Source organism: Paenibacillus oenotherae (assembly GCF_019443105.1).
GTDB lineage: Bacteria > Bacillota > Bacilli > Paenibacillales > Paenibacillaceae > Paenibacillus_Z > Paenibacillus_Z oenotherae.
Genome location: NZ_JAHZIJ010000093.1, coordinates 1 through 450, shown reverse-complemented (window position 1 = coordinate 450; position 450 = coordinate 1). Strand labels below are relative to the sequence as shown.

The window sequence follows — 450 nt, the reverse complement described above, 5'->3', positions numbered from 1 at the left end:
AAATGGTTTTGAGCCCATCAATAAAATCGGTCTTGTGTTGGACGCGAACCTTTGGAAACGTAGAACGTACTTTGTGTACGACGCAATGTTGAACGTCTGCCCGCGGATACATCTCTTTAAAAGCATCCTCCAAACCCGGGAGCCCATCGAACACACCGAGTAAGACTTCATGCACGCCACGGGCGTACAGATCCTTAAGAACGTCCTTCCACCCATTGGAGCTCTCATGGCCACCAATGTAGAAGCCCAAGATTTGACGATGTCCTTCTTCATCAATGCCCATAGCAAAGTAGATGACCTCACCGCTCACCGTACTGCGTTTGAGTTTCACATACATGCCGTCGAGATAGATCACGCTGTAGCGCTTTTTCAACGGTCTTTGATGCCACGTCTGGATATCCTCCAGTACGGTTGCGGTGATGTTGCTGACCGTCGTAGGCGAATAGTGAC

General features: G+C 49.6%; 1 protein-coding gene. It reads right to left on the bottom strand.

The window, feature by feature from the left end; translation table 11 throughout:
* A partial coding sequence (locus tag K0T92_RS24720) for an IS256 family transposase (protein ID WP_219875283.1) occupies positions 1-450 on the bottom strand: 450 nt, incomplete at both ends.